We start from the raw sequence: 24,219 nt of genomic DNA on the forward strand, positions 1-24,219 counted from the left end.
GATTTAGTATTGCTATATCACCTATCACCCTACCTATCACCCTATCACCCTATCACCCTATCACCTATCAACTATTCGCTACATTATTGGCTAGGTTGCCAAAATATAATAGACTTATTTAAAGGCTCAAGTTTAGTACCTGGATAATAAAATTCTAATATTTTTTGCGCTGACCAACCTAAATAAGCTAAATTATAACTACCAAACTGGCTCAATCCTACTCCATGCCCAAATCCGCCACCTATAAAGGCATATCCGGCGAGTTTTTTATTTTTATCATAAAAAGGCTCTAAGTAAAATAAAGTACTTCTAGGAGGCGTAAAGGCACTTCTCACTTCATTTTTAGCAAGGGATACCACCCCTAAGTCTGTGGTTATATCTAGTTTAATCACTCTACCTGAAGGCGATCGCTCTATAATCTTCATTTCCTGAATGGTGTTAAAATCTTGAAGAGGGTGTTTTGTTCTTTTTAAATATTTTTGTAAATCTTTTGTTAAGTTTTCTAAGCTACTTTTACGATTCCAACGAAATAAGCTTCTTCCTGTCTCATTAAATCCTTTTTGTAAAGCAATAAAGTTGCGAAAATTTGCCTCCGATTCGAGAGTATTTTCTCCTAAATTCCACACCTGTTGCGGTGAATCAATCACGGATTTAAGATAAGGGCGATTTTCCCCATTCCAGACATCTTCAAAATAAGATGTTACCCCCCCCGTGGTAGAAGAATATAAGGCATCTACTAGCTCGTTATTATAGGTTAGCACTAATCCTTTCGTTTTGGCGATCGCTTGATCGGAAATAGGGGAAGTGCCTGTTAAACCATAATAAACTTGACAATGAGTTGTCGCACACATTTCATAATTATCAGCTTGAAATCGGCGAGTATTGCGAAGGGCATAAGTACGAGCAATGATAGTTTGTGCTTCAGCGGCGGCTAAGGGAACGTTACTACCAATTTCATGGGGTACGACACCCCGCAAATAAGTCTCAAGATCAACTTTATTCACAAGGGTATAATCACCATAAGAGTTTGGTTGCAGGGTGAAATTTCCCCCGTAACTACGCCATGTACCTTTGATACCGTCTTTTACTTGTATAATATCTCTATTACTGTCTATTTCTAAATAACTAGCTTGATAAGTATTCTCTCCAACTTTAAATGACACTACTGGTTTTTCTAACAATATCGTCGTTTCAATATAAACATCTTTATAGCCTTTTTCTTCAATTCCTTTCAGTAATAATCTCTTTAATAAAGGTGTAGAATAAGTACTACGTTTAGCCCACACTTGCCAACGCCCGGGTTGTGTAATTTCTACATCAATACCTAAAGATTGCCAACGTTGAGCATCATTTTCGGCAGTTTCAAATGTACCATGATCTCCTAAAATTAATCTTTCTTCAATAATTTTATTCGGTAATGGTTTAGGTGTCATCGATAATTTTAATTCATTGGTGGTTAAAGTTTTTTCTTCTTGGGTAGATAAATTAGTAAATTTAACGGTTAAAGAGTCACCCTGAGTACTTTTGAGGGTAATTTCATCTTCTAATTCGTCCCCAAATCTTTGTACAATACCTACTTTTAAATCTACTGCTAAAACTGGAAAAGTGTGATAAAAAAGAGAAAATACCAGTAATAGTGGTAAAGCAAACCAAACTTGAACAGATGTCAACGGTAGAATCTTAAAATGGTACTGATTATTAAACTTCATAACACCGATATTATTTTGATACACACCTAAATATTTAATAAAATTTATTTACTTCAAAATTATATAGTAACAAATCATAAAATCAAAAGTGAATCATCAATAGACTTCTTGCACCAAGTTGCGGCAACGATGCACTGGGCAATGGGTAATCCTAAATCATTCGTGAAGAATTAAAGATTAAAAAATAAATCTGTAAATACTACTATACCTTAAAGCTGACTGCTGAAAGCTGATAGCTAACACCTCTTTAAATCTTACTTAATTCTACATTTTTAATTCTTTAATTCCTCATTCCTAACATTTGTCAGATTCGATAAAATAGTAATATATTAAAACTTAGCCCCAATAAGGCTAAAGATAGTTTATGAAATTTATAGATCAAGTTGAGATAGAAGTAGAAGCCGGAAAAGGAGGCGATGGTATTGTCGCCTTTCGTCGAGAAAAATATGTTCCAGCAGGAGGGCCTTCCGGTGGTAATGGTGGTAGAGGTGGTTCAATTTTTTTTCGGGCAACAACAAGACTACAAACGTTATTAGATTTTAAATATGCAAGACGTTTTAAAGCTGATGATGGTACAAGAGGAGGACCAAATAACTGTACAGGTGCGGCGGGAAAAGATCTCATTTTAGAAATTCCTTGCGGTACAATGATCTATGATGCCCAAACAGATGAATTAATTGCCGATTTAGTTCCCCCTGATGAAACATTTTTGATTGTTAAAGGTGGTAAAGGTGGCTTGGGCAATCAGCACTTTTTGAGTAATAGTAATCGTGCTCCTGAATATGCGTTACCTGGTTTAGAAGGAGAGATTAAACAGTTACGTTTGGAATTAAAATTATTGGCTGAAGTGGGTATTATTGGGCTTCCTAATGCCGGAAAATCTACTCTTATCTCCTCTTTGTCTTCTGCTAAACCGAAAATTGCTGATTATCCTTTTACTACTCTTATACCCAATTTGGGCGTTGTGCGTAAACCCACCGGTGATGGTACAGTTTTGGCAGATATTCCAGGATTGATTGAAGGTGCTTCCGAAGGTGTTGGTTTAGGCCATGATTTTTTACGGCATATTGAGCGTACTCGTTTATTAATACATCTTGTAGATATTAATTCTGTTGATCCTTTTCATGATTACCAAATTATTCAAAGAGAATTATATGCCTATGGGAAAGGATTACACCATCGCCCTCAAATTATCGGTTTAAATAAGATAGACACGATAGATGAGGAAACTCAACAAGACATTCTTGCTCAATTTCAGGCTGTAACTAATGATCCTATTTTCTTAATTTCAGCTGTAGCGGGTTCAGGTTGCGATCGTCTTTTACAAGCAGTTTGGCATCAATTAGATTTAATGAAGGAAGAATCAACTAAAGAAATCAGCTTTTTAGAGAGTTTAAATGCCTAAAATTCGATAAATAGTGTGTTTAATTTCTTGTCCTTTTTTTTCTTTTAAATCAGGAGAAACAACTCCGGAAGGTTTAGTAATGACTACTTGTGCGCCTAACATTTTTGCCTGATTAATTTTTGGTGAATTATTTAAAGCACCGGTAATCACCATAATTTTTGCATTACTTTTAGCTTTCACATTTTGCAAAAAAGTAATCCCGTCCATATTCGGCATTTCTAAGTCTAAAATAATTAAATCAGGTTTAACGTTTGTTAACTTTAATAAAGCATCTTTCCCGTCATTAGCATATTCCACAATCATTAAATGAGGATCTCCACTGATAATATTACCAAGAATAACTCTCATAATAGGAGAGTCTTCTACTATCATAATTTGCTTAATATTCATAGGATTATTTATTATTAACAAATAAAATTTATTTACTTATTTTCTTTATAATCTATTTTGTATCTTAAAAATCATTGTAATCATAAAACTTAATCATTCCCTCTAAAAAAACAGATTTTTTGCGATGAATTTAGACTCTGCTATTGCTACTATTGGATTAACAAAACAATTTGAAAGACATATTGCCGTTAATGATGTTGATTTACAAGTTAAAAAAGGCGATGTTTATGGTTTAATTGGTCCTAATGGTGCTGGAAAAACTACTTTAATTCGGATGTTAGCTGCCGCCGAAAATCCTACTAAAGGCGAAATTTATCTTAATGGCGATCGATTACTAATGGATGACAGTAACCGTTATTTAAAGCAATATCTTGGTTATCTTCCCGATGATTTTCCTTTATATGATGACTTGACAGTAATTGATTATTTGGAATATTTTGCCCTACTATATAAATTAAAACAACCTCAACGCCGTCGCCGAATACAAGAAATCTTAGAATTAGTCAACCTCGAATCAAAAATTAATGCTTTGATTGCCACTCTTTCTAGAGGTATGAAACAACGATTAAGTTTAGCAAGGACAATTATCCATCAACCAATTATTTTACTATTAGATGAGCCAGTTTCAGGTTTAGATCCCATTGCGAGAATGGAGTTTAGAGAAACGATAAAGACGTTACAACAGGCACAAATGACAATTTTAATTTCCTCCCATGTGTTATCAGACTTAGCGGAATTATGCACATCCGTAGGTATTATGGAGTTAGGTTGTTTAGTAGAAAATACCTCTTTACAAAATTTATATAGTCGTCTTAGTCGTCAACAAATTATTATTAAAATATTAGGAGAATGGGATAAATTAGAGGTAGAATTGCGTAATTGTGACACTGTAAAAGCATGGGAAAAACTACCTGATGAAGAAACAATGAAAGTAGAATTTACCGGCAATAATCAAGATGCAGCTAATTTATTAAAAAGTTTAATTAACGCTAATATTCCTGTGAGTAATTTTCATTGTCAACAGGAAGATTTAGAGAGTATTTTCTTAAAATTAGGACATAAACAAGTATCCTAAATAGTAATTTGGTGAGGGTAGGCATTCTGGCAATGGGCAATGATGCACTGGGTAAGTTTCCTAATTCTAAATTCTAAATTCTTCTGGCAATGGGCAATGGCTAAATTTTAAATTCTAAATTCTAAATTACCCATTAATTGCTCATTATTCTTGGTGATTTGTATGGCGAGGTTGAATAACCCCAAAACCACCATGATTTCTCTGATAAATAACGTTTATATCCCCTGTTTCTTTATTGCTAAACATATAAAAGTCATGATCTACAAGTTGTAACTGTTCCCATGCTTCATCAATAGTCATTGGAGTCATGGCAAAATATTTCATTCTTATTACTTCTGCTGGTAATTCAGGTTGGCGATCGCCAATGAGACTAGCATCAACGGGTTTTTCTTCAACAGCTTCAACGGTTTTAATGGGAGAATGAGTTTTTTTGGTTAATTGTCTTTCTTTATATTTGCGTAATTGACGAGCAATTTTATCAGATACAAGATCAATACTGGCGTATAAACTTTCACTATCTTCTTGAGCTCGAATTACTGTACCATTAGCATAAACAGTTACTTCAGCTTTATGTTTATTACTGATCCGCGCGTTACGAGCTACAGATAAATGAACATCTACTTTGGTAGCTAAATTTTGAAAATGTTTGACAGCTTTGTCTAGTTTTTCCTCAACATAATCATGGATAGATTCAGTTACTTCAATATTGTTTCCTTGAATTAAAAATTTCATAATTAATACTCCATTTTTTAGGTAATTAATAACCCTTTTTTATTTTAAATTAACCAAAGTTTTAATGTTAATTCTCAAAATCGATTAGTTTATAGTATTTTTAACTATAAATCAATATTTTGTCTTGAAATAGGTTAAGCAAATATGCTTGAGAATTTAATTGACTAAAACAATTTATTCACCATCTAAATAACACAATATTTTAAGTGTAGTTTTATGTTATTTAGTTGCTCTTTCCTCCTAAAAACTTTCTCTATATTTTATAGATTAGCACTTTTTTGATTTAAAAAACACTGATTTTAATTTATTTTCATTTTTCTTTGATTTTTATAAAGTTTTGTAACTAAAAATTGGCTATGGGCTGGAGGAAAATATCAACAAAACTAATTCCTCAGCTATGAAGAATCTTTTATGGTAAAATCAGGCAACTTTTAACTAATCTTGATGTAAAAAGGAAAGTTAATATTTTGAGTTATAATCAATGAGCTACAAAAGATTTTTGATCAGGTGCAAGATCTAAATTATAAGTAAGTATTGTAAATTTTTGTAACCAACAAACTATGAAGCGAAAAAATTTTTGGCAAGGAGTGATTTTTTCTTTTTCATTCACTTTCATGACTCAACCTGCTTATAGTCAAGATTTTAAGGTTGTTTATCCTCCTGCTAACCATGAAACTACTGCTGACTCTATTTTTGTTATTGGTTCAGGTAATCCTAATATCCCTGTTACAATTAATAATCAACAAATTCAGCGATCGCCCCAAGGAAATTTTGCCCCTAGTTTTCCGTTACAAATGGGAAAAAATGAGTTAATAATTCGCTACGGGAAAGAAGAAATAAGAAAAATTGTTACAAAAGTTAGCAATCAACCAAATATTCAAGATATTTTAAATTTATCTCCCCGTTTGTTATCTCCCCAAGTTAATATAAGCAAGTTACCTCATGAATTGATTTGTTTTGAAGCGATTGCTCCATTAAATGGTCAAATTACGGTAAATTTAGGCAAAAAAACTGTCAATCTTACCCCTCAATTAACTATCACCGATTTACCATCTAATTCTGCCATTTTAATTGATCAAAATCAAGGTAAAAATATCACAGCAAAATCATGGGAAAGGGTAAAAGGATGTACCAATTTTACAGAAATAGGCAGTAAAATTCAACCTGTTTTTGTAATGAATCATGAGGGAAAAACTATCACTCAAGAAAGTCAAGGTAATATTAACATTTTAGATCCTGAAAATTTAACGGTTATTGAAGTTATAGCAGAACAAGGCGTGGCACGAACTGGGGCTAGTACGAATCATTCAAGATTAACTCCTTTACCAAAAGGCACAAGGGCAACGGTTACAGCTAAAGAAGGGGATTGGTTACGGTTAGATTATGGCGGTTGGATAAAAGCCGAAGAAACCCGAATTTTACCCACAAATGTGCCTCCTACCACCATTATTCGCAGTATTACTTCTCGTCAAATAGGTAATAGCACGGAAGTTATTTTTCCCTTAGAAAATCCAATACCTATTGCTATTCAACAAAGTGATCAAACTTTCACTTTATCTTTATATAATACGATCGCACAAACAGATACGATTCGTTTTGATGATAACCCTTGGATTAAACGTTTAGACTGGTATCAAACTCAGCCGACACAAGTTGACTATATTTTTACTTTCAAATCTTCTCAGCAATGGGGTTATGATGTGCGTTATGAGGGAAGTAACTTAATTCTCACTTTCAATCATCCACCTATTTTGAGTAATTCTGATAATCTTGAGGGTGTCACTATTTTAATAGATCCGGGTCATGGTGGTGATGAATTAGGATCATTAGGCTTAACGGGTTATCCTGAAAAGGATGTTAATTTAGTAGTATCCCTATTATTAGCTCAACATTTAAGAAATCTTGGCGCACAAGTTTATCTTACAAGAGAAAATGATACATTTGTTTCATTAAGTGATCGCCAAAAAATCATTGATAAACTAAAACCAACTTTAGCTTTTTCCATTCATTATAATGCTTTACCAGACGGGGGTAACGCCGAAAAAACTCAAGGAGTCAGCACATTTTGGTATCATCCTCAAGCCCATGATGTAGCAGTCTTTATGCACAATTATATAACAGAAAAATTAAATCGCCCTTCCTATGGAGTTTATTGGAATAATCTTGCCCTTACTCGCCCTTCTACTGCCCCTAGTGTCTTATTAGAGTTAGGCTTTATGATTAATCCTGATGAATTTGAATGGATTACTAATCCTCAAGCACAACAAAAATTAGCACTAACAATCGCTCAAGGTATAACTGAATGGATACACTTAAGTAAGTAGGGTTTACTTAAAAAGTCTATCGATTAGGGAGACTCTTATTACTCTGATGACTAGGAGAGAATTAACTGAAACATTATTAAAATTGATTTTCGATAATTATTTACTAAATTTAATTCTTTACTACTGTAGAATAACCAGATTTATTTTATTTATTTAATGTTTAATTTATTGGGTAAAATAGTATAAATTTGATTAGGATTTTGGATAATTTCCTTGAGATTTAATTCGGTATTTAAGTCCCAAATAATTGTAGCTAATTTTTCTTTATCACTTAAATTATTATTGATTTGACTACTACTTAATCTATTTAATAATTCTACCTCCCAAGTTCTTTGTTCAGGAAAAGAGACTATTTGATAATTATTATTTAATTGCAGTTTTTCGTTCAAATATTCAAGAGATTTATCTAACCCTCCTATTTCATCAACTAAACCAATTTTGAGAGCCGATTTTCCCGACCAAACTCTACCTTGGGCAATTTCTGCTACTTTAGAAATGGGCAAATTTCTTGCCTTAGAAACTCTTTCTAAAAATAACTCATAAATGTTTTCTACGTTTTGTTGAAAAATGTCTAATTCTGCTTCATTTTTAGCACTAAAACCGTTACCAATATTAGCAAATTTATTAGTTTTTATTACCCCATTATGAATACCATTATCTTTAGCAATTTTTTCCACATTAAATAATAACCCAAATACACCGATCGAACCAGTAATAGTGTTATTACTAGCAAAAATTCTTTCCCCCGCCGTTGCTATCCAATAACCTCCCGATGCGGTAACATCACCCATAGAAATAACTAAGGGTTTTTCTTTCGCCATTAATTGTAACTCCCTTAAGATTAATTCTGACGCTACAGCGCTTCCACCTGGGCTATTTATTCTAGCGATTACGCCTTTAATATTTTTGTCTTGGCGAATTTTCCGAATTTCTGTCACAAAACGCTGACTTCCCACTTCACCAATTTTACCTTCACCATCAACAATACTACCCTCAAGATAAAGAATTGCAATTTGATTATTATTCTCCTCAGCAGGATTTGCTACTAAATAATTTTGAATAGTAACTTGACGAAAAGAATCTTCATTTTTAGTATTGGTAATTTCTTGTAACTCAGTAATAATTTCATCTTGATAACTTAATTTATCAACTAATTTTAAATTTTGAGCTTCTTTAGCTTGTAAAATACCTTTATTATCGGCAATGTTATTAATTTCTCCTGTTTTTAAAGAACGGTTTTTACTTACATTTTCTACATAAGAATCCCATAAATCTGCTAATAATTCAAAAGTTTGGTCTTCACTTTCTCGACTATAATTATCAAGGGTAAAAGGTTCAACAGCTGACTTAAATTTACCGACTCTAATTACTTGTACACCGATGCCATATTTTTGTAAAGCTGAAGCAAAAAATAACTGTGAAGAGGCAAAACCATTCATCTCTAAAGCACCAATGGGGTTTAAATTAATTTCATCAGCAATAGAGGTTAAAAAGTAGTCTTGTTCACCTTGAGAGATATTATAAGCAATAATTTGTTTACCACTGGCTTTAAAATTTTCTAAGGCGTTTTTGATTTCTGTTAAAGTTGCATAACCAGCAGTAATATTTCCTCTACTTCCATCTAAATATAAAGCCGAAATACGATCATCTTTAGCCGCTTTATTAATGGCAGTGGTTACTTCTCTTAAAGTTAAACTATTATTCTCACTACTCAATAATGAAGATAAATTAGTCTCAGATTGATAATCATTGATTTGACTATTAAGATTAAAAACTAAAACAGATTGATTGTCAATTTTTGGGGTATTATTAGATAATAATAAAGCTAAAATAAATATTAATAACCCACCACCACTTAAAGCAAAAAACAAAAATATTCCTGCAAGACTACCGACAAAACTTGCGAAAGTTTGTTTGAAAAATTGTTTCATTATATTTAATATTTATTATTGATTGTTGCATTGCACAATTAGCTCTTACTTATGATTTAATTTTAATTCATAATGATCAAGATTTTGAAACTATTAAACAAGTTAGATCTTTACAATCTCTGATTTTTTCATTTCTCATTCTCTTTCCTCATTGCATCTGTTTCAGAGTTTCGATCGCCTGTTTGTAACTTTGTATATCTCCTTGTTCATAAAACAAATTAGCTGATTGAGTCGTATCATTAATGGCTTCAACTACCAAATCTAACTCATAATAGGCAATACCACGATTACCATAAGCCAAAGAAAATTTAGGATTATAACGAATAGCCTCTGTATAATCGGCGATCGCCTCTTCAAACTGACCTAAATCTGAATAAATATTGCCTCGATTGTAATAAGCATCCGCATAATCTGGTTGATACTTAATAGCTTGTTCGTAGTCTCGTAGAGCATAATCTGTATTACCTAACAAATATTGTAAAAACCCTCGATCATTATAAGCCTGACTAAAATCAGGTTTAAGTTTAATGGCTCGATCATAGTCTTTTCTTGCTCCTCGTTCATCTCCCTGACGAAACATCGCTAATCCTCGATCATGATAGGCAAGAGGATTTTGCGGATTCAATTTTAGTACTTGAGTTAAATCCTTAATGCCATTACGGTAATCACCTAATCTTACTAAAGTATGACCACGACCTTGAAAAGCTCTTTCAAATTTGGGATCAAGTTTAATCGCCATATTATAATCATTTAGAGCTTCGGAATCATTTCCTAGGGAGGAATAAACATCTCCTCTGTGACAAAAAAGTTCAGCAGAAGAAGGATTATTAAGAATCGCCTCATTTAAAGATTCGAGATCAGTTTTCGCCGTCATAACCCAGACATCTTCCATTAAAGAATGGTTTAAGATTTTTTCATCAATTTTTGTGATAATTTCAACAGAAATCGGCTCATTCTTAATGTCTTCTATGGGTGCATTTTGTTCTAAAATAGGTGTATCAACAGAAATCGGCTTATTCTTAATGTCTTCTACCGGTGTATTTTCTTCAAAGATAGGGGTATCAACGGAAATTGGCTCATTCTTAATGTCTTCTGCTTCTGTTTTGTGAACTTCCATTGTCGGTATAATTATTGATTGTTCCTCAATTACTGGATTGAGTTTTATACCTAAAATTTCATTCAATTTACTGATTATGCGAGGCAAGTTGTCAGGGTTGAGTTTCGGAAAAATTCCCGTCAATCCTTGATATTTAGCCCAACTTTGTTGAAAACTAGAAATTTGTTCATCTTGACCATTAAGAGCGAAAATATAGATAGAAATTTTATTATCTTTACACCAACGAGATAAAGAACTTGCTTGATAAAAATGGCCATCTGGAGTCTTAGCACTAACATCAATTAACACTAAATCAGGAAAAGTAAATTGATTTTCTTGGTGATTTTGGAATAACTCAGTAATATTTGTATTTGGAGACTCGACATTTAAAATAATTTCATCAGAATCAAGTAGTTTAAGCCACTCTTTTTCTTGTTCAGAAATGGTATAAAGGAATAGTATTTTTGGTTTATATTTGGACATTAATATACTATTAAGTTATATTTTAAGTTACAACTTTTTTTATTTATGTTATATGATTAACTGAGATTATAACCTAAACAGTTTAACTACAACAAGCAATCACTAATTAAGATTTTGATCAAGATCTTCAAATCAGCGATTATTTACAAGGAAAAATACTATTGCTTAAATTTTAAGTTTGATCTTTTTCAGTATGAATTTATCTCGCAAAGACGCAAAGACGCAAAAATACAAAGACGCAAAAATGTAAAGAAAATAAGATTAATAGATTTCTCAAGGTAATTATTAGATAATGTTAAGAAATTTATCATAAGTTATTTAAGAAGATTAATAAGTATTAAACTCAATAATTAATTCAATATTTATTTAGATCTTTTTAACAAAACTTATTAAACAAAAATGACACAAAGAAAATTAAAAAGTGTTGTCCGTTATGCCAGTATTGATGGAGATTATCTTCAACGGCGACAACTTAGAAAAGGTGCTAATTGGACTCTTCTTTGGGGTTTAGGTGTTGGTGCTGTAATCTCAGGAGAATTTTCCGGTTGGAATGTTGGTTTAGCTAGTGGTGGTTTTTGGGGTTTATTGATCGCCACAATTTTAATGGCTACTATGTACTTATGTTTGGTATATAGTATTGCTGAATTATCTGCCGCTTTACCTTACGCTGGAGGTTTTTATTCCTTTGCTAGATATGCTTATGGTCCTTTTATGGGATTTATTGCGGGTGTTGTCGAAGCGATTGAATATGTCTTAACTCCAGCAGTTATTGTTTATTTTATCGGTAGTTACTTAAGTACTATTTTACCTTTTATTCCCCAACCAATTTGGTGGATCGTTTTCTATGCTTTATTTGTATATATTAATACTTTAGGTGTTAAAACTACCCTCAAAGTTGGTTTAATCACTACGTTAATTGCCATTGCTGTTTTATTAATATTTTGTTTAGCTGTTTTATTTAGTGGTAAATTTGACCCTAATATGTTGTTTACCGCTTCAGCACCGGTAGGTAGCGGAATATTTAAGGCGTTACCCTATGCTATTTGGTTTTATTTGGCCATCGAACAAATACCCTTAGCAGCAGAAGAAGCTGAAAATGTTGTTAAAGATGTTCCTAAATCCTTAACTACAGGAATGTACACCCTATTAGCTCTTTCTATTGTGGTATTGATTTTTAATTCAGGAATTCCTTTAGAAATAACGACAAAATTAGGAGAAACACTTACAGGTGCTGCTGCGGTTGGTGTATCTGGCGCACCACTGGCGGATGGTTTTAAGCTAATTTTTGGAGAAGGAATTATCACTAATTTTTTCACTTTTTTATGTCTTTTTGGCTTAATTGCTAGTTTTCATTGTATTATTTATGCCTATGGACGTGTACTATTTGCTATGTCCAGGGCCGGATATTTGCCCACCAGAATTTCTGTCACCAATGACAATGGAAGCCCAGCCAGAGCCTTAATTTTAGGCGGTGCAATTGGTTTAGGATGTACTTTTTTAATTAGTATTCTTGCCAACAATGCCAATTTAGGTCCAGCGTTGTTAAACATGGCTGTAGCCAGTGCTGTTATTTCTTATGCCATTGTTTTATCTAGTTATATTCAACTCAAACTCAATCGTCGTAACCTTCCTCGCCCCTATAAAAGTCCTTTAGGATTATCTGGTGCTTTTATTGGTATTATTTTGGCCGTCATTGCTTTTTTAGCTTGTTTTGCTAATCCTGATTACCGTTTAGCCGTATTTTTAGTTATCGGATTTATTGCCTTGGCGATCGCTTATTTCTGGTTTTTCAGAAGAGAAGGTTTGATTGCGGAAGCACCCGAAGAACAAATTGCGTTAACCAGTGAAAGTTAAGTCGCCCTTATGAAAACTGATACTTACACTAAAACAATTTTAACAATTATCGCTTTATGTTTAGTTTTAATAGTAATAGAGTTAGCTAGTTTTTCCCCTGTTAAAGCTAATAATAATACTATGGACGTTAATATAAAATCGGTTAATAATCGAACTGTTTTTGACGGTGTACCTGTTATTATTCAAAGTAAATAATAAGATGATTTATCTTAATTTATTTTTATCTTAATCCATAGAAACAGCATCAACATCTACAGTTGTTTGTGGCTCATTTTCTGTAGATTTATCCTTTTTATTTTTGACGTTACTTACTATCATTTGAGAAACTTCTGTTAACATAATTGATAATAATAAAAAGTCGTCAATTTGTCCTGCTAAAGGGAAAAAATCTGGTGAAATATCCAACGGACTTAAAACATAAATTAATGTACCTAAAATAATCCAATTACGATATTTTGGGTTACGAATAGCGTTGCGATAGTAACCGTAAAGAGATTGAAGATTAAATTTCATTTGGTGTTTATCGGATGAGTAATATAAAGGCAAGAAAATTTCTATTGTTTCTATCATAACTTATTCTTCAGGGTACACAATAAATAATTAGTTCAGTTTTCCCCCCTTTTAATGACGGATATTCTTCCTTGATTTAATGATTTTTTAAATTATTTAATAATTCAATAGACTTCTTGTACCAAGTCGAGTAATGAGTAATAAGTAATCAGTAATGAGTTAAAAAATCAACATTTTTCACCTTAAAACAGATTTTACTTTGAATTTTGCCCTCGTGTCTAATACAAAAAGATTTAGCTTGAGTATATTATAAGAATATCTAATTACTTATTACTTATTACTTTATCTCAACCAAAAATTTAAGAATGAAATAACCCTGCCCTTAAAAGATAAGATGGTAACGGGGTGGGCATCTTGGCTTACCTCAAATTAACAATATTTATGAATTAAATTAATTAAAGTCTGTTTTTCAAAAGGTTTCGGTAGAAAATCTCTCGCCCCTGTAGATTCTAAAATGTCTGCTTGAATATTCGTTTCACCACTAATTAAAATAATCGGTACAGATTTAAAGATAGAACTACTTTTGAGAATTTGACATAATCGATTACCATTAATTCCGGGCATAGATATATCCATGATGATCAAATCAGGATTACTTTTAAACATATAAGAAAGAGATTTCATGGGATCGGCGATCGCAATTAAGTGATATTTATGAGAATCCAAATAAGAGCTAATTATTTCTAACATCGCCGGGCTATCATCAATACAGACAATATTATATTTTTTCTGAATAGGTTTATTTTCTTGAGTGATAATCTGATTTATCTGTGTTTCATTTATAGGTGACTTTTCAGTAATTAATGGAGGAATGTGAGGCAGTAAATTAAAAGGTGATTTTGGCGGATATAATTTTAAAATTCCACCTGTAATATAAGTAGATAATAATTGAGCCAATTTTAACTCATCTTGTTTAATCATAAAAGCCAATTCACGAATACTTAAACCGTTCATTAATTGAACTAATTGCTTTAAAACTTGAACGGAAAGATTCCCTGATGAAATAGATTTTTCTAGTAGAGATGGATTTGCACAAGAAGGACGTTGATGAGGTGAAACAATAAGAGGATAAAGTTTTTGCCATAGTTGCCATCGTTGATGAATATTTTTAATTAAAGGTTGAATTTCTAAAAGATGATGTTCGGAAATAGCTAAATTTTCTTCAAAAGTTAAAGAAGCACTTTGTTGAACGGGGATCAATTCATTTTCATCTTGAGTTAACCAAAAAAGAGGTTCTAAGGCATCTTCTGTGATTTTTTTAGTTAATATTAATCTTTGTTTGGAGTTGAGATACCCTAGTTTTTCTAAGCGATTAATTAAATTTTTAACTTGATGTTTACTCTTATGAGAAGTTTTCTCTTTTAGCAAATCAATTTCTTCAATATCATGATAACCTAGACTTCTTAAATAGTATTTAATTGTTTGTTCAGATTGTAAAGAATGATTAGCTGATTCTAGCTTTCCTTCCACTAAAAAAAGTTGCCAAACTACAGAATTATGAGTAATTTCTACCTTCCCATTTAACTTAGCAATATCATTAAATAAATTTACGGATTTTAGTTTCTTATTCATAATTTGTCCAGAGGGATTTATGAGGTTAAATAATAAGTAATAATTAATAAACAATGAGGAATTAGGAATTAAGAATTAGAAATTTATCTCCTCTTCTTTTCTTCTCATATCTTCCTTTTATTTTCAGCAATTGTGATAGGGTTGAGATAAGGTGATGGCTATTTAACAGAATTATAGCTATTAAACATAGACATTGACCATATGGAAAATTAAATATTAATTAAGGTTTCTTATATCGATCAAACTCAGGTAACTAGAGGCTTGTTAAGTATGACTGCCAAAGCAATTATTTGATAACTTGAAAATTATTACAAATGATTGGGGATTGGTATATCAATTAAATTGTTTAATTTATGCAATAATTCTTGTTCGTTATAAGGCTTAGAAAAGTAACCATTTGCTCCTAAATTAAAGGCTAATTTACGATGTTTATCATTGTTTCTTGAGGTTAACATAATAATAGGTAAATCTTTGAATTTTTCTTGACTTTTAACTTCTTTTAATAACCCATAACCATCAAGACGGGGCATTTCAATATCAGAAATTACAGCTTTTACTGATAAACCATTAAATAATTTATCTACTGCTTCTCGCCCATCTCTGGCTTCTTCCACCTGATAACCTGCTTTTTCGAGAGTTAAAGCTAAATAATTGCGTACATTAATGGAATCATCAACAATCAAAATACGATGGCTTATCACCACTTGGGACTTGATTTGTTCTTGAGGAGTTAAGATATTGAAAACATGATCAAAATTACTTTGTGAGGAAGAATTTTCTAAACATCCTTGCAACATTTCTGAAGGTTCAATCAAGGGAATTACTCTACCGTCACCAAGAATAATTGAATTATTAAAGCCACGAGGTAAAGGAATTGGAGATAGTATGGGATATACTGTTACTTCTTGTTCTCCCCAAACTCGATCCAAATAAATACCGCCAAGATTTGCACTTTCTCCTACAACCACAATAGTTGATTTATTAATGAGAGGATTTCCTTTAAGGGGAAAGGATTTATGCACTCGATGAAAGATGAATGTTTCCTCCATACGAACTACTGGAATATTTTTTCCGTTCCATTGTAGTTGATCTTGATCCTCAATAGCGATTATTTCGGCGGTGGTAAAAGATTTTAATTCTCGAATACTATTAAGTGGAATGGCAAAAACCAGCCCATTTCTTTCTAGTAACATAACTTTTAATACCGAGAGAGAAAAAGGAATGTTGATAATAAAAGTTGTACCCTTACCTTCTTTGGTTTTGACTTGAACATCTCCTCTCATTTCTCGCAAATTTGTTCGCACTACATCCATCCCTACTCCTCGCCCTGAAAGTTCAGTAACAACTTCTTTGGTGCTAAATCCTGGTTCAAAAATATAGTTAAGAATTTGGTTTTCGGACATTTTTTTGATGTCTTCTGGTGAAATACTTTGATTTAAAAGGCGATCGCTAATTTTTTTGAGAGAGATACCATTGCCATCATCTTCAATGGTGATAATAGTTTGATTTGCACGATTAACCGCAGAAATGGTAATTTTACCCTCTGGGGGTTTACCTTTAGAAATACGAATGTCTGGAGATTCGATACCATGATCAAAAGCGTTGCGCAATAAATGATTGAGAGGGGAGTGAAGTTTATCTAAAATTACTCTATCAATTAAAGTCCCTTCTCCTTCAATGATCAGTTTAACTTGCTTGTTAAATTGTACTGACAAATCTCTCATCATTCTGGGAAATCGTTTGACAACATCCGCAAAAGGAGTCATTTGGGTGCGTGTGACATTCTTTTGTAAAGCTGTAGTAGTTTGAGTTAATTCCCCCATAGTTTGGTTAATGTCTAACAAGCCTAATTGAATATCGGTACTAACTTCTTTTAGTTGTACAATGGTTTCAATTTGCTCTTGAGAAATGAGGTGTAAATCTGTATAACGATCCATTTCCAGAATATCAAAATCTTCGGTTTGAGACTCTTTAGTTAAGGTATTAGAAGAACCGTTTATTGTAGCTGTTAAGGTTTTTGTTTCTGGTACTGTATTTATTAATCCTTCAATAGAGGCTCTATCATACCATTTGATTAACTGTTCTTGAGATTCTTCTAATTTGAGCATTCTTTGTCGCATCAAAAAAGCAAAGTTTTTAAGTTGCTCTAATTGTTCATTAACGGAATTTCTTTCCAGAATTAATTTACCAAAAAGGGTGTTAAATTGAGCTAGTTGTTTAGCCGGAATCCTCACCATTTTTACGGCTTCATCTTTATCTTTTTTTACAGGAATATTTGGAGATAATGGATTTAAGTCTTGTGTTAAATTCGGAGTAATAGATTCCCCTTGTGGTTGCTCTAAAAATTGCTCTTCAAGATTAGTTAATTGTAGTTGTACTTGGCTTAAATCAAGATCAAAATTAGAAATGTCTGCCCAATTTGTTGGGGTAGTTTCTGTGTTAATATCGAAAGATTTTATGTTTAATTCGGTTGGTATTTGTTCGGAATTACCACCAAGAGCAAAATTATAGGATTGTCGCCAAGTATTTAAAGCCTGTTGTGCAAGATTAGGCAAATCATCTATATTAGTAACTAGAGTTTGCTGTTGAATAGATTGACATAGTTGCGTAAAAGCCTCAATGTTAGCCATTTGACTAAATACCATCAATTCTTCCGTAGTGATGATTAAAGTCTGAGATAATTCTTCTCCTGATAAGTGATTAAGTTGTTGTGACAATTCATCTAAGATGCGATCAACTTCTTCTTGAAATAGCTCTAATTCCGTTCCTGTACCGTGATTAAGAGCAAAAAGGTTATTTTCGTCATCTTGCTGTAAATCCCCTAAATATTGCCGTAAACTTTCAAAAATGGGGTTAATTTGATTTTCAATAAAACTCTCATCAATGACTATTCCTTGTTGATAGAAGTTGATAATATCCCTTAAACTATCTATTCCTTTTAGTAGCAGAGTTTGCACTTCAGGAGTAATAGACAAAGAAACAAAACGAACCCGTAAAATTTTCAAAAAATCTTCTAAACGGTGAGCAGTTTTACTTAAATGAGAAAATCCCATCATTCCTGCACTGCCTTTAAGAGAATGTGCCGCTCGTAAAGTAATATCAAGATCAAATAATTCATTAGTATTACTATTTAAAGTTAATAAAACTGATTCTATTTGATCTAAATAACCTTCCGCCTCTTCTAAAAAATTGAACTTAATTTGTGTTTCTCGATCCATGACATTAATTTAGAATTTAGAATTTAGAATTTAGAATTTAGAATGAGGAAACTTACTCATTGCCCATTGCCCCAACTTGTGCAACAAGTCTATTAGTTATTCAACATTAAACTGCTCTACCGCCGTTTGTAACTCTTGAGCTATTTGTGCTGTATTGCGCATGGATTGAGATACTTCCTCAGAAGACTTAAGTCTTTCTTGTGAATAACTAGCAATTTGCTGCATTAACTCTTTTACTAAAGATGATGTATCAGTTTGGGTAACAGTAGTTTGAGAAATCGACTGCATTAATTCATTAATCCGTTGAGATTTTTCTAACACTGCCTCCAGACGTTTTTTCGTTGCTTCCACTAAACGAGTACTATCAACTACCTGAGTTGTACCTACTTCCATCGCTTCTGTTACTTCCTGGGTTTCTAACTGAATATTGGCGACAATCTGGGCAATTTCTTGAGTTGCGATCGCCGATTGTTCTGCTAAGGCTCCTACTTGTTCGGCAACTACCGTAAAACCTTGTCCTTGTTCTCCGGCACGACTAGCTTCAACACTAGCGTTAATAGCTAATAAGTTTGTTTTCAGGGCAATTTCTTCAATTAAAGATACCACTTGAGAAATTTTTTGAGAAGATTCTCCCAAACGCTTTATTTTCTTAGCAGTTTCCCCTACGGTAGTTCTTAAACTAACAATACTATTAACAGTATCATCCATAACTTGTGTACCTTCTTGGGTTTCTTGAAAGGCATCGTTAGCAAGAATGGCGGCTTGGTTTGCATTTTGTGCTACTATTTCAATAGATTCAGACATTTCCTGTACTGATTCTAAGGTTTTATTTGTCGCTTCAGCTTCTTTAATAGCTTGTCCTGCTAATTCTTGAATAGATAGTTGATTTTCAATTAAAGATGATCCCACTTGAGTGGTAGATTGTTTTACCTGAATTGCAATATCTTTAAGGCTATCAATAATAGCGTTAAATAAATCAGCAACGGTACTCATTTCTATAGAGTCTAAATTAGCTCTAACGGTTAAATCCCCCTCTAAAGCTCCACTAACTTCATCTAATAGTTGATAAATTTCTTTCTCCAGTTTTTCTTTTTCTTTTTCCCTCTCTTGGGCAACATTAGTTTGCTCTGCAATTAAATTTTTTACTTCCTTAACTAAATTATTAAAACTATTTCCCAACGTAAAGGTTTCTAAAGTCCCCGTTTCTTCTAACACTACTTTTACATCCAAGTCTCCTTGGGCTACCTGTTGAGCTTTGGTTGTTAGGTTCGTTAAAGGTTTGGATAATTCTCTAGCTAAAGATGTCACCACCACAATAGAAATAATACCGAGAACAAAAGTAATTAAAATCAAAGTGTTAGTCAAATCACGTCCAGCAGTAGCAATCTCACTTTTTTTAATAGAAGAAGAAGCCATTAATCCCGTACCCGGAATTTTCTTTACATAAAAAATGCGATCGCCAATTTCTAAAGAAAGAATTGATTCTTTTCCATCAACTTTAATCAAATTAACCTTAGAAATTTCCTGAGAATTTTTCAATTTGTTAACATTAGATAGAAGATTTTGAGGAGAATGTAACAGAGTTTTAGCAAAAATATCCACCGCCTTTTGTAAAGGTTTACCACCGATAATTTCTGGTAAACTTTCCACCTTCTCAGGGGTAAACTGACTTATGGCTTTCCCAGACTGAGTACTAATGATCTGAACTACTTGAGAGCCCGAAAGATTAGATGCTAAATATCTGAATACTTGATGATTCAAAGTTTCGGTAGATGTGCGTATTCTAGTTACTCCCAAAAAACCACCAAGATCAGATTCATTGATAGACTTGAGAAATTCAAATGTTGCTGTTTTTGACGACTCATCTAATTCGGCTTCAACGATTTTTTTATCCTTCCCAAAGTGCCACCATGGTTTCGCGCTTTGGACAAAATAGGGGGTAATTGTACTGTATGCCACATTATAACCATGCTTTTCAGTAATTAGAATATCTTTCAATTGCTGTTCTTGAACAATAACTTTGAGATAGTTATTCAGTTGTGCCACTTTATCAGGTTCAAGCAATCTTTTTTGAGATTGATTATATATATTTTCCAACTGATTAAAAGGTTTTTGTTCTAAATCTTCTAATTGTGCTTTTTTTTGCCCTGAGTACACTGCATCAAGAACAAAGGGGCTACTATGAAGTAAAGAACTCACCTCAAAAACTTCATCAATCCAATTTTGAGTAGCTTCAGAAGTAATAGTAAGAGTTTGGAGGATCTTTTCCACAGCCCGTTCCCTAGCTTGGCGATAAGTAAAATTAATAGCAAAGCCACTAGCAACAACTAAAGGAATTAAAACGGAAGGTAAAACGGTGATTAGTAGTTGATTACGGAGAGTTCTTTTTTTTGGGGATCGAGAAGCCTGAAAGTTATATTTTATGGTATTATCCCTTACGGACTTCGGTCTATGATCAACAGAGGATTTTGTTGAGGAAGAATCAGACACAATAGTCTCTTGAGTCTCACTTTTAGTAGCTGAAAGCAACTGTTTTTCTGAGGTATTCATAATCAGTAATATAAGTACAATTTAGTGATGGGGTGATCAAAATATTTATTTCATAATTAGAGGAAAGATTTTTTGTAAATCTAAAATCATTAATTCCTCTCCTTTGCTTTCAAACTTAGTATAAAAATATTGTTTTGAATTATCAGTAAGATCTGTTGTTCTTAAATTATTATCAAGATCTTCCCTTATTTCTCTTTCTTGTAATACCACACGCTTAATCCCTTGAATTTGAGTAACAGCCAAACCGATTAATAAATTTTCGGAGGTTAATTCTGAGGGGGCAACTTGATTTGATAAGTCTAATACCATTACGTCATATTGCCTATTGTAAGTTGATAGTGGTGCTAAACCAATTAATTGGGCTAAATCCATTACCAAAAAAACCGAATCTCGTGAACTCATTAAACCCATGACAAAACTTGGTACCCCCGGTATAGGAGTAATTTTTTCAGCAGATACTGACAAGGATTCCTTGATATTTTCCATAGTAATCAAGGCTGAAAGTTGAGTATTTAGACGAATGCGTAAATAAGCATCACCTTGAAATTCAGGTTCTTGAAATAGCTGAGGTAGTAATTCTTGAAGTCTAGTAAAAGACGAAGACGTTGACATTCACCAGTAATGCTCCTACGAAAAGTTTGTTTAGCAAAAGAAAAAAGAAATCCTAAATTGTTTATACAATGAGAAAAACTATCTTTTCTGTTACAAATTTGCCATAACAAAAAAAATATCAACAAACAACAAGCTAAACAGTCAAGCAATAATACTTAAAAATATGCCTAGTAATTTCAATAACGAATTTTATTTGTAATCGTATAAACTAAATTTTGCATTGCAATTTAAACTCCACTTTTTCAATAGACATCTCCAGAAATAAAAAATGTGGCTTATTCATGTGAAAAGTGCTGTAAAGATTTGATAATTAGACACGAGTGCAAAATAAAAATTAAAATCTATTTAAGGCGAGGAATCATCAATTTTAATAACCATTGCAAGAGTGCCCATTGCCGCGACTTCCGCAAGAAGTTTATTGAAATAATCACATAAAAAAAGAGAGGGCAATTTTTTCCCCCCCCTATGTTAGTTTGAAATTTATAGAGTATAAAAACTCACAAACTTTAATTAACCGACAAACTCTTTACGAGGTGCTGAAACACCTGCTGGAGCAACACCTTTGAGATAAGCTAACATGGTATCAGCGTCTGACACTTGAAAAGGATCGGTAGGACAATTATCAGCAAATCCGGGTTCAACAAAGATTTTCTCGATAGTACCATCATTGACTAACATGGAATAGCGCCAAGAACGAGTACCAAATCCGATATTAGATTTATCAACTAACATCCCCATTTTACGAGTAAATTCACCGTTGCCATCGGGTAATAAAAATACATTTTTAGCACCAATTTCTCTACCCCATTTGAACATAACGAAAGCATCATTAACAGAAATACAGATAATTTCATCTACTCCTAGGGCTTTAAATTCGTCGTAAAGTTCTTCATAACGAGGAAGATGATTAGAAGAGCAAGTAGGGGTAAAAGCTCCGGGTAAAGAGAATACAACTACTTTTTTGCCTCCAAAAATTTGTTCGGTGGTTTTGTCTTCCCAACGGTAAGGATTAGGGCCTTCTACGGATTCGTCACGAACACGAGTTTTAAATACAACACTAGGTACTTTTTCAATAACAGTCATATTTGCCTCTACAGTAATGATTAATAAAACTTTAAACTTTGTTTTTCCATGGTGAAGTTTTTACTTCTATCTCAGAATAACTCTTATTTAAGAATTTGTCAATAACAAGAATTATTTTATTTTGTTATCTTAGAAGATATAGATCTTATTTTTTTGATACTTAAACCTAAAGTTATTTATAATGAATAACCTTTTATAGCTGAAGACAAAAGAGCTAAGGGAAATTCCCTTATGATTACATAGAAACAAGAGAAGAAAATGCTAAAACCAGCCGATAAAATCATTCAAACCCTCAAATCAAAAAGATTAAGAATCACTCCTCAACGTTTTGCTGTATATTCTAATTTACTGAATCGAAGTGATCATCCTACGGCCGAACAAATTTTAAAAGATCTTAATCAGGATACACCAACATTATCTCAAGCAACTATTTATCTTTCTTTGCAAACTCTTCGAGATGTAGGTTTAGTTCGTGAAGTTTTATTAGAAGAAGGTGTGTGTCGTTATGATGCTAATACTGAGCCTCATCATCATTTTCGTTGTCACTGTTGTGGAAAAATTGAGGATATTCCCTGGGAATCTTTTTCTAATCTTAGTTTAGATAAATTGAGATCGGGCTTAAAAGTTGATCAATATGAAGTCATTATACAAGGGCAATGCGATCGCTGTTAAAGTAAAAATAAAAATAGGGCAGACAATTAAGCCCACCCTATAATTAATTTAAGATTGAAAGATTAATCCTAGAAACGAGTTGCATTAGGTTTATGAACAATAAAACTTACAGTTTGGCACTGTCTGAGGTTATCAAAACCAATAACTCTGATGTAAGAATCGGAATATTGACCTTTACATTCACGAACTTCGTTTAATACTTCTTGAGCAGAATAAGCATTAAATAAGGGTAATTTCCATAAAGTCCAGTGGTGATCAGTAGGTTTAGGATCTTTTTCAAATTCTACCGCCGGAATAAATCCTTGATCTAATAAGTATTGAACTTGTTTAACGATTTGTTGATCGGTTAAAGGGGGTAAATAAGATAGAGTTTCGTAACGACGCTCTTTGGGTAAAGTTTGCATATTTATTCTTCCTTGTTTTCTGATTGATTAGATTCTAATTTGGGTTCATCTACAGATGATGACATTAATGAAGAAGATTGAGTTTGGGTTAAACGCTCTAAAAGATGACGACGGTGTTCCATATTAGATTGATCTATATTTGTTTTCACCATTTCCGGTAAAAATTCTAATATTTGCTCGGCTAAATCTTGTCTAACGGTAAGAATTCTTAAAACTAACTCTTTATTTTCCTTAATCAAATCATTAATATAGGTATCACTATCTTGGATTTTTTGGCGATCGCTATAATCACTAAGCCAAATAGCTTGTCCGGGGTTAGTTTCCGAGAGTTGTTCAATAATAATTCTGACAGCTTGATAAGTAAGATAACTTTGCAGAACTTTTGCCGTATCCTTAACGATTTGTTTATAAGCCATAAATTTCAGTTATGATCAGAATTTTTTTATAAGTATTATTGCCTAAATGACTTAAATTATTCTGTTTTGACACAGATTTTTTGTTCATTGGTGACTATTTAGCCTAAAATCTAACCCGTAGGG

General features: G+C 32.7%; 19 protein-coding genes. 6 read left to right on the forward strand and 13 right to left on the reverse strand.

Translation table 11 applies throughout. The annotated features are described in order from the left end of the window. Positions 1-83: 83 nt before the first annotated feature. A complete protein-coding gene (locus FWJ34_RS03480) occupies positions 84-1,709 on the reverse strand; it encodes a SpoIID/LytB domain-containing protein (RefSeq protein WP_308253941.1) in 1,626 nt (541 codons plus the stop codon). Between the two features lie 364 nt (positions 1,710-2,073). Between FWJ34_RS03480 and obgE the strand changes: the two genes are divergently transcribed. Next, complete coding sequence (gene obgE, locus FWJ34_RS03485; RefSeq protein ID WP_308253942.1) at positions 2,074-3,114, forward strand: GTPase ObgE; 1,041 nt, start codon at positions 2,074-2,076, stop codon at positions 3,112-3,114. On the opposite strand, the gene FWJ34_RS03490 is transcribed toward obgE, so the two are convergent. Continuing rightward, positions 3,103-3,504 carry a response regulator gene (locus FWJ34_RS03490; protein ID WP_308253943.1) on the reverse strand — a complete coding sequence of 134 codons (402 nt, stop codon included), beginning with the start codon at positions 3,502-3,504 and terminating at the stop codon, positions 3,103-3,105. The two genes, obgE and FWJ34_RS03490, sit on opposite strands and share 12 nt — an antisense overlap. Positions 3,505-3,628: 124 nt before the next feature. On the opposite strand from FWJ34_RS03490, the gene FWJ34_RS03495 reads away from it, so the two are divergent. Further along, a complete protein-coding gene (locus FWJ34_RS03495; protein ID WP_308253944.1) occupies positions 3,629-4,579 on the forward strand; it encodes an ABC transporter ATP-binding protein in 951 nt (316 codons plus the stop codon). Between the two features lie 144 nt (positions 4,580-4,723). Here FWJ34_RS03495 and hpf read toward each other — a convergent pair whose 3' ends face one another. Continuing rightward, positions 4,724-5,311, reverse strand: coding sequence for a ribosome hibernation-promoting factor, HPF/YfiA family (gene hpf, locus FWJ34_RS03500; protein ID WP_308253945.1), 588 nt, complete (start codon positions 5,309-5,311; stop codon positions 4,724-4,726). A gap of 560 nt (positions 5,312-5,871) precedes the next feature. Here hpf and FWJ34_RS03505 point away from each other — a divergent pair. Further along, a complete protein-coding gene (locus FWJ34_RS03505; protein ID WP_308253946.1) occupies positions 5,872-7,635 on the forward strand; it encodes an N-acetylmuramoyl-L-alanine amidase in 1,764 nt (587 codons plus the stop codon). A gap of 149 nt (positions 7,636-7,784) precedes the next feature. Here FWJ34_RS03505 and sppA read toward each other — a convergent pair whose 3' ends face one another. Further along, positions 7,785-9,566 carry a signal peptide peptidase SppA gene (gene sppA, locus FWJ34_RS03510; RefSeq protein ID WP_308253947.1) on the reverse strand — a complete coding sequence of 594 codons (1,782 nt, stop codon included), beginning with the start codon at positions 9,564-9,566 and terminating at the stop codon, positions 7,785-7,787. A gap of 148 nt (positions 9,567-9,714) precedes the next feature. Next, positions 9,715-11,145, reverse strand: coding sequence for a tetratricopeptide repeat protein (locus tag FWJ34_RS03515; RefSeq protein ID WP_308253948.1), 1,431 nt, complete (start codon positions 11,143-11,145; stop codon positions 9,715-9,717). Positions 11,146-11,544: 399 nt separating this feature from the next. On the opposite strand from FWJ34_RS03515, the gene FWJ34_RS03520 reads away from it, so the two are divergent. Together FWJ34_RS03520 and FWJ34_RS03525 are read left to right on the forward strand one after the other, a co-directional pair. Then, positions 11,545-12,999 carry an amino acid permease gene (locus tag FWJ34_RS03520; protein WP_308253949.1) on the forward strand — a complete coding sequence of 485 codons (1,455 nt, stop codon included), beginning with the start codon at positions 11,545-11,547 and terminating at the stop codon, positions 12,997-12,999. Positions 13,000-13,008: 9 nt separating this feature from the next. Then, positions 13,009-13,194, forward strand: coding sequence for a hypothetical protein (locus FWJ34_RS03525; protein WP_308253950.1), 186 nt, complete (start codon positions 13,009-13,011; stop codon positions 13,192-13,194). A gap of 30 nt (positions 13,195-13,224) precedes the next feature. Here the strand turns inward: FWJ34_RS03525 and FWJ34_RS03530 are convergent, their stop codons facing one another. The 6 genes from FWJ34_RS03530 to FWJ34_RS03555 all read right to left on the reverse strand — a co-directional run bounded on the left by FWJ34_RS03530 (position 13,225) and on the right by FWJ34_RS03555 (position 22,604). After that, positions 13,225-13,512, reverse strand: a complete 288-nt coding sequence (locus tag FWJ34_RS03530; RefSeq protein ID WP_308253951.1) for a YkvA family protein — start codon at positions 13,510-13,512, stop codon at positions 13,225-13,227. A 426-nt stretch (positions 13,513-13,938) separates the two neighbouring features. Continuing rightward, entirely contained in the window at positions 13,939-15,141 is a 1,203-nt protein-coding gene (locus FWJ34_RS03535; RefSeq protein WP_308253952.1) for a response regulator, read from the reverse strand. 308 nt (positions 15,142-15,449) lie between these two features. After that, complete coding sequence (locus FWJ34_RS03540; RefSeq protein WP_308253953.1) at positions 15,450-18,359, reverse strand: hybrid sensor histidine kinase/response regulator; 2,910 nt, start codon at positions 18,357-18,359, stop codon at positions 15,450-15,452. A 96-nt stretch (positions 18,360-18,455) separates the two neighbouring features. Further along, positions 18,456-20,909 (reverse strand): methyl-accepting chemotaxis protein, encoded by a 2,454-nt coding sequence (locus FWJ34_RS03545; RefSeq protein ID WP_308253954.1) that lies wholly within the window; start codon positions 20,907-20,909, stop codon positions 18,456-18,458. Positions 20,910-20,954: 45 nt separating this feature from the next. After that, positions 20,955-21,521, reverse strand: a complete 567-nt coding sequence (locus FWJ34_RS03550) for a chemotaxis protein CheW (protein WP_308253955.1) — start codon at positions 21,519-21,521, stop codon at positions 20,955-20,957. Positions 21,522-22,031: 510 nt separating this feature from the next. Then, positions 22,032-22,604, reverse strand: coding sequence for a peroxiredoxin (locus FWJ34_RS03555; protein ID WP_308253956.1), 573 nt, complete (start codon positions 22,602-22,604; stop codon positions 22,032-22,034). A 258-nt stretch (positions 22,605-22,862) separates the two neighbouring features. Between FWJ34_RS03555 and FWJ34_RS03560 the strand changes: the two genes are divergently transcribed. Beyond that, a complete protein-coding gene (locus FWJ34_RS03560) occupies positions 22,863-23,276 on the forward strand; it encodes a Fur family transcriptional regulator (RefSeq protein ID WP_308253957.1) in 414 nt (137 codons plus the stop codon). Positions 23,277-23,344: 68 nt separating this feature from the next. Here FWJ34_RS03560 and FWJ34_RS03565 read toward each other — a convergent pair whose 3' ends face one another. After that, positions 23,345-23,680: a ribulose bisphosphate carboxylase small subunit gene (locus tag FWJ34_RS03565; RefSeq protein WP_308253958.1), complete on the reverse strand. Its 336-nt coding sequence runs from the start codon at positions 23,678-23,680 to the stop codon at positions 23,345-23,347. Between the two features lie 2 nt (positions 23,681-23,682). Next, the gene (rcbX, locus tag FWJ34_RS03570; RefSeq protein WP_308253959.1) at positions 23,683-24,096 is read right to left on the reverse strand and encodes a RuBisCO chaperone RbcX; all 414 of its coding nucleotides are present in this window, start codon (positions 24,094-24,096) and stop codon (positions 23,683-23,685) included. Positions 24,097-24,219: the final 123 nt, after the last annotated feature.

The organism is Geminocystis sp. GBBB08, assembly GCF_016743215.1.
GTDB lineage: Bacteria > Cyanobacteriota > Cyanobacteriia > Cyanobacteriales > Cyanobacteriaceae > Geminocystis.